We start from the raw sequence: 6,177 nt of genomic DNA, 5'->3' as shown, positions 1-6,177 counted from the left end.
CTCGTCGCCGCGCTGCAGCTTGTCGACCTTGTCGACGAAGCGCTGCTCGAGCCGCTTCTTGGCCTCTTCGTACTGGCGGCGGATCGCCTCGACCTCGGCCATCGCCTTCTCGTTCTTGAGCGCGATCTCCCACCAGTGGGTGCGGGCGATCTCGTCAAGCATGGCCTCGGTGATCTTGGCGTCCTTCTTGATGCCCTTCGGGCCCTTGGCCACGATCTTGTGCATCAAGGTGTCCTTGAGGCGGCCATAGACGTTGCGGTCGAGGATGGCGAGCTCGTCGTCGCGGTCCTTGGCGAGGCGCTCGATCTCCTCGCGCTCGATGGCCATGGCGCGCTCGTCCTTCTCGACGCCGTGCCGGTTGAACACGCGCACCTCGACCACGGTGCCCGACACGCCGGGCGGCAGCTTGAGCGAGGTGTCGCGCACGTCGGAGGCCTTCTCGCCGAAGATGGCGCGGAGCAACTTCTCCTCAGGCGTCATCGGGCTCTCGCCCTTGGGCGTGATCTTGCCGACGAGAATGTCGCCGGGGTTCACCTCGGCGCCGATATAGACGATGCCCGCCTCGTCGAGATTCTTGAGGGCCTCTTCCGAGACGTTGGGGATGTCACGGGTGATTTCCTCGGGCCCCAACTTCGTGTCGCGGGCCATCACCTCGAACTCCTCGATATGGATCGAGGTGAACACGTCGTCGCGCACGACGCGCTCGGAGATGAGGATCGAGTCCTCGAAGTTGTAGCCCATCCACGGCATGAAGGCGACGAGCACGTTGCGCCCGAGCGCGAGCTCGCCGAGATCGGTCGAGGGACCGTCGGCGATGATCTCGCCTGCCTTCACCTGATCGCCCACGCGCACCAGAGGCCGCTGGTTGATGCAGGTGTTCTGGTTCGAGCGCTGGAACTTGCGCAGATTGTAGATGTCGACGCCGGACTTCGACGGATCGGTCTCCTCGGTGGCGCGGATGACGATACGGGTGGCGTCCACTTGATCGACCACGCCGGTGCGGCGCGCGGCGATGGCCGCGCCCGAATCGCGCGCCACCACCTCCTCCATGCCGGTGCCGACCAGCGGCGCCTCGGCGGTGATCAGCGGCACGGCCTGACGCTGCATGTTCGAGCCCATGAGCGCGCGGTTGGCGTCGTCGTTCTCGAGGAACGGGATGAGCGCGGCCGCGACCGACACGAGCTGCTTCGGCGACACGTCGATGAGATCGACCTTCTCCGGCGGCTCGAGCTCGACGTCGCCGGCATGACGGCACACCACGAGTTCCTCGGCGAAGGTGCCGTTCGGATTGAGCTTGGCGTTGGCCTGGGCGATGACGTAGCGCGCCTCCTCCATGGCCGAGAGATAGACCACCTCGTCGGTCACCTTGCCCTTCACCACGCGCCGGTACGGGCTCTCGATGAAGCCGTATTTGTTGACCCGCGCATAGGTGGCGAGCGAGTTGATGAGACCGATATTCGGACCTTCCGGCGTCTCGATCGGGCAGATGCGGCCGTAATGGGTCGGGTGCACGTCGCGCACCTCGAAGCCGGCGCGCTCGCGCGTGAGCCCCCCCGGCCCGAGCGCCGACAGACGCCGCTTATGGGTGATCTCCGACAGCGGATTGGTCTGGTCCATGAACTGGCTGAGCTGCGAGGAGCCGAAGAACTCGCGCACCGCGGCGGCCGCGGGCTTGGCGTTGATCAGGTCCTGCGGCATCACCGTGTCGATATCGACCGAGCTCATGCGCTCCTTGATGGCCCGCTCCATGCGCAGAAGGCCGACGCGATACTGATTCTCCATCAGCTCGCCGACCGAGCGCACCCGGCGATTGCCGAGATGGTCGATGTCGTCGATCTCGCCCTTGCCGTCGCGCAGATCGACCAGCGTCTTGATCACCGCGAGGATGTCCTCCTTGCGCAGCGTGCGCACCGTGTCCGGGCACTCGAGGTCAAGCCGCATGTTCATCTTGACCCGGCCCACGGCCGACAGGTCGTAGCGCTCGGCGTCGAAGAAAATGCCGTTGAACAGAGTAAGCGCGGCCTCCGGCGTCGGCGGCTCGCCCGGACGCATCACGCGGTAAATGTCGAGCAAGGCCTCCTCGGTGTTGGAGTTCTTGTCGATGGCAAGCGTGTTGCGGATGAAGGCGCCGACATTGACGTGGTCGATGTCGAGGATCGGGATCTCCTTGAGACCGAGATCCTTGAGCGTGGCGAGCAGCTTGGCGTCGATCTCCTCGCCCGCCTCGGCGTAGATCTCGCCCGTCTCCATGTTGACGATGTCTTGCGCCAGGTAGCGGCCGTGGAGGTCCTCGTCGCTGACGAGAAGCTCCTTCAGACCCTCGTCGGCGAGCTTCTTGGCGAGGCGCGCGGTGACCTTGCGCCCGGCCTCGATGGCCACCTTGCCGGTCTTGGCATCGATCAGGTCGGAGGTGGGCTTGATGCCGCGCATGCGATCGGGACGGAACGGCATGCGCCATCCCTCCTTGGTCGCCTTGAGCGGAATGCGGTCGTAGAAGGTGGCGAGGATCTCCTCGTCGTCGAGCCCGAGCGCGTAGAGCAGCGTCGTCACCGGCAGCTTGCGGCGCCGGTCGATGCGCACATAGACGACGTCCTTGGCGTCGAACTCGAAGTCGAGCCAGGAGCCGCGATAGGGAATGATGCGGGCGGCGAACAGGAGCTTGCCGGAGGAATGGGTCTTGCCGCGGTCGTGGTCGAAGAACACCCCGGGGGAGCGGTGCATCTGCGAGACGATGACGCGCTCGGTGCCGTTGATGACGAAGGTGCCGTTCGACGTCATGAGCGGCATGTCGCCCATGTAGACGTCCTGCTCCTTGATATCCTTGACCGAGCGGGCGCCCGTCTCCTCGTTGACGTCGAACACGATAAGGCGGAGCGTCACCTTGAGCGGCGCGGCGAAGGTCATGCCCCGCTGCTGGCACTCGTCGACGTCGTATTTCGGCGCCTCGAAGGCGTAGCGCACGAACTCGAGCTGCGCGCGCTCGCCGAAATCCTTGATCGGGAAGACCGAGCGGAACACGGCCTGGAGCCCTTCGTCGGCGCGTCCGCCCTCGGGCTCTTCCACCATCAGGAACTGATCGTAAGACTGCTTCTGTACCTCGATGAGGTTCGGCATTTCGGCCACTTCGTGGATCTTGCCGAACATCTTCCGCAAACGCTTGTGACCGTTAGAAGTAGTCTGCTGCGCCATTTGGTCCTCTTAGGCTCGTGGCCCCCGCTTCGGGGCTCGTCGCGACGGCTCGCCGGAGATTCCGCGACGGGGCAAGCGGAAGCTCAGGCGAAACGTCATAGGCAAATTGTGATGGGTTTGGGGGCCCGGGGCGAACCATCGCATATGGTGGCCGCCCGGGCCCCTTTCAAGCCCATTTTACTTAAGCTCGACAGTGGCTCCGGCCGCCTCGAGCTGCTTCTTGATCTTCTCGGCCTCGTCCTTGGTCACGCCTTCCTTGACGGGCTTGGGCGCGCCTTCGACGAGGTCCTTGGCCTCCTTCAGGCCGAGGCTCGTGATCGCACGTACCTCCTTGATAACGTTGATCTTCTGGGCGCCGGCCGAAGCGAGCACGACAGTGAACTCGGTCTTCTCCTCGGCGGGTGCCGCACCGGGCGCCGCGCCTGCGGCGGCCATCATGGCCACGGGAGCGGCGGCGGAAACGCCCCACTTCTCTTCGAGCAACTTCGCAAGCTCGGCGGCCTCGAGCACCGTCAGGCTCGAAAGCTCGTCCACGATTTTCTGGAGATCTGCCATTTACTTATCCTCGTAGGTTCTAATCTGCTGTTAGCGTCTCGTCGGCTCACGCCGCGTCTTTCTTGCCGTAGGCTGCGAGCACGCGGGCAAGCTTCGCTGCCGGCTCATTCACGGTGCGGGCGATCTTGCTCGCCGGCGCCTGAAGAAGTCCGATCAGCTTGCCTCTGAGCTCATCGAGCGAAGGCAGGTCGGCGAGCGAGCTCACGCCTCTGGCGTCGAGCACCGTGTTCCCCATCGCTCCGCCAAGGATGACGAACTTCTCGTTCGCCTTGGCGAATTTGACGGCGATCTTCGGTGCCGCCACGGGATCGGGCGAAAATGCGAGGCAGGTCGGCCCCTTCAGCAAATCCGCGATGCCCTTGGCGTCGGTGCCTTCGAGCGCGAGCTTGACGAGCCTGTTCTTCGCCACCTTGACCTGGCCGCCAGCGCTTCTCATCTCGCTGCGCAGTTTGGTCATGGCGGAGACCGTCAGGCCCGCATAGTGAGCGACGACGACGACGCCGGTTTTGGCGAAGACGTCGTGAAGCGCCGTCACGACTTCGCGCTTCTCTGCTCTATCCAATGCTCACTCCGTCTGTTCGAGGTCCTCGAAGCGAGGGCCCCAAGCCACGTTCAATGCCGCAAGAAGCTGCGGGGACCAGGCGACAACCCGCGCCCCGCTCCTTCGAGCGACGCTCCGATGCCTGTCCGCCCGCGCGCACATGCGCTTGAGCCAACTACGAGGTTCAAACCGATCTCCTGGTTGCGGTCAGCCGCACCCATCGAACCGTTTCGTCTCCCGTCTCATGCAGGCCCTTTTGGCTTAAGCGGGGAACCCGCACCTGCAATCTCGGACAGGTTTGGACCGCCTCTCATCGAAGCGATCCTTCGGGACCAATAGGCCCCGAAACTCTTCAAACTATGCGCTGCCGGTCAGGCTCGCCGGCTCGATCTTGACGCCGGGGCCCATGGTCGAAGCGACCGCGACCCTTTTCAAGAACGTGCCTTTGGCGCCCGACGGCTTTGCCTTCATCACCGCATCGGTGAAGGCGCGAATGTTCTCGACCAGCGCCTTCTCGCTGAACGACGCCTTGCCGACGCCGGCATGGATCAGGCCCGCCTTCTCGACGCGGAACTCGACCGCGCCGCCTTTGGCCCCGCGAACCGCGGCCGCCACATCCATAGTTACGGTGCCGACCTTCGGATTCGGCATCAGGCCGCGCGGACCCAGCACCTTACCGAGACGGCCGACGAGCGGCATCATGTCCGGCGTAGCGATGCAGCGGTCGAACTCGATGACGCCCTTCTGCACCTGCTCGACGAGATCTTCGGCGCCGACCACGTCGGCGCCCGCCTTCTTCGCCTCCTCGGCCTTGGCGCCCTTGGCGAACACGCCGACCCTGAGCTTGCGCCCCGAGCCGTGCGGCAGCTGGCACACGCCGCGCACCATCTGGTCGGCGTGGCGCGGATCGACGCCGAGATTCATGGCGATTTCGATCGTCTCGTCGAACTTCGCCTTGGCGCCGTCCTTGACGAGCTTCACCGCGTCCTCCAGCGAGTACAGCGTCTCGCGGTCGATCTTCTCGGCGGCGGTCCGAAACCTCTTGCCGGGTTTGCTCATGATCTACTCCTGCACCTCAAGGCCCATCGAGCGCGCAGAGCCGGCGATGATCTTCATCGCCTGCTCGATGGAGCTCGCATTCAAATCCTTCATCTTGACCTCGGCGATCTCGCGGAGCTGCGCCTTGGTCACACTGCCGGCGCCGGTCCGTCCCGGCGCCGTCGATCCCTTGGTGATCTTCGCCGCCTTCTTGAGCAGATAGGACGCCGGCGGCGTCCGCATCTCGAAAGTGAAGGAGCGGTCGGCATAGACGGTGATCACGGTCGGGATCGGCGATCCCGGCTCGAGCTTCTGCGTCGCCGCGTTGAACTGCTTGCAGAACTCGGGAATGTTCACGCCGCGCTGGCCGAGCGCAGGTCCGATCGGCGGCGAGGGATTCGCCTGCCCCGCCGGCACCTGCAGCTTGATGTAACCTTCGATCTTCTTCGCCATCCCTGTACTCTTTCATCTGCCTCGTCATTGCCGGGCTTGACCCGGCAATGCATGACGCGGTCCCAACTCCTCTAAATCTTCTCGACCTGCGCGTATTCGAGCTCGACCGGCGTCGCCCGTCCGAAGATCGACACCGCAACCTTGAGCCGCGCGCGCTCCTCGTCCACCTCCTCGACCAGGCCGTTGAACGAGGCGAACGGGCCGTCGGCGACGCGCACCTGCTCGCCGATCTCGAAGGTGACCGAGGGCTTCGGACGCTCCACCCCCTCCTGCACCTGCTGGAGGATGCGGCTCGCCTCCTCGTCGCTGATCGGGATCGGCTTGTTCTCGGTGCCGAGGAAGCCGGTGACCTTTGGCGTCGACTTAATCAGATGATAGGTCTGATCGTTCAGCTCCATCTT

At 64.5% G+C, this 6,177-nt stretch carries 6 protein-coding genes; all 6 read right to left on the bottom strand.

Translation table 11 applies throughout. The annotated features are described in order from the left end of the window. Nucleotides 1-3,189, bottom strand: a 3,189-nt coding sequence (gene rpoB / locus VFB18_RS05040) for a DNA-directed RNA polymerase subunit beta (protein ID WP_324971719.1), incomplete at its 3' end; no start/stop codon positions are given. A gap of 177 nt (nt 3,190-3,366) precedes the next feature. Beyond that, nucleotides 3,367-3,744, bottom strand: coding sequence for a 50S ribosomal protein L7/L12 (gene rplL / locus VFB18_RS05035; protein WP_324971716.1), 378 nt, complete (start codon nt 3,742-3,744; stop codon nt 3,367-3,369). A gap of 46 nt (nt 3,745-3,790) precedes the next feature. Continuing rightward, nucleotides 3,791-4,306 carry a 50S ribosomal protein L10 gene (gene rplJ / locus VFB18_RS05030; RefSeq protein ID WP_324971713.1) on the bottom strand — a complete coding sequence of 172 codons (516 nt, stop codon included), beginning with the start codon at nt 4,304-4,306 and terminating at the stop codon, nt 3,791-3,793. A gap of 336 nt (nt 4,307-4,642) precedes the next feature. After that, the gene (gene rplA / locus VFB18_RS05025; protein WP_324971710.1) at nt 4,643-5,344 is read right to left on the bottom strand and encodes a 50S ribosomal protein L1; all 702 of its coding nucleotides are present in this window, start codon (nt 5,342-5,344) and stop codon (nt 4,643-4,645) included. 3 nt (nt 5,345-5,347) lie between these two features. Then, the gene (gene rplK / locus VFB18_RS05020; protein WP_324971707.1) at nt 5,348-5,776 is read right to left on the bottom strand and encodes a 50S ribosomal protein L11; all 429 of its coding nucleotides are present in this window, start codon (nt 5,774-5,776) and stop codon (nt 5,348-5,350) included. 71 nt (nt 5,777-5,847) lie between these two features. After that, a partial coding sequence (nusG, locus tag VFB18_RS05015; protein ID WP_324971703.1) for a transcription termination/antitermination protein NusG occupies nt 5,848-6,177 on the bottom strand: 330 nt, incomplete at its 5' end.

Origin of the sequence: Methyloceanibacter sp. (genome assembly GCF_035650995.1) — a bacterium.
Taxonomy (GTDB): Bacteria; Pseudomonadota; Alphaproteobacteria; order Rhizobiales; family Methyloligellaceae; genus Methyloceanibacter.
Note: the sequence above shows the minus strand (reverse complement) of the source record. Positions and strands in the feature narration are given on the sequence as shown.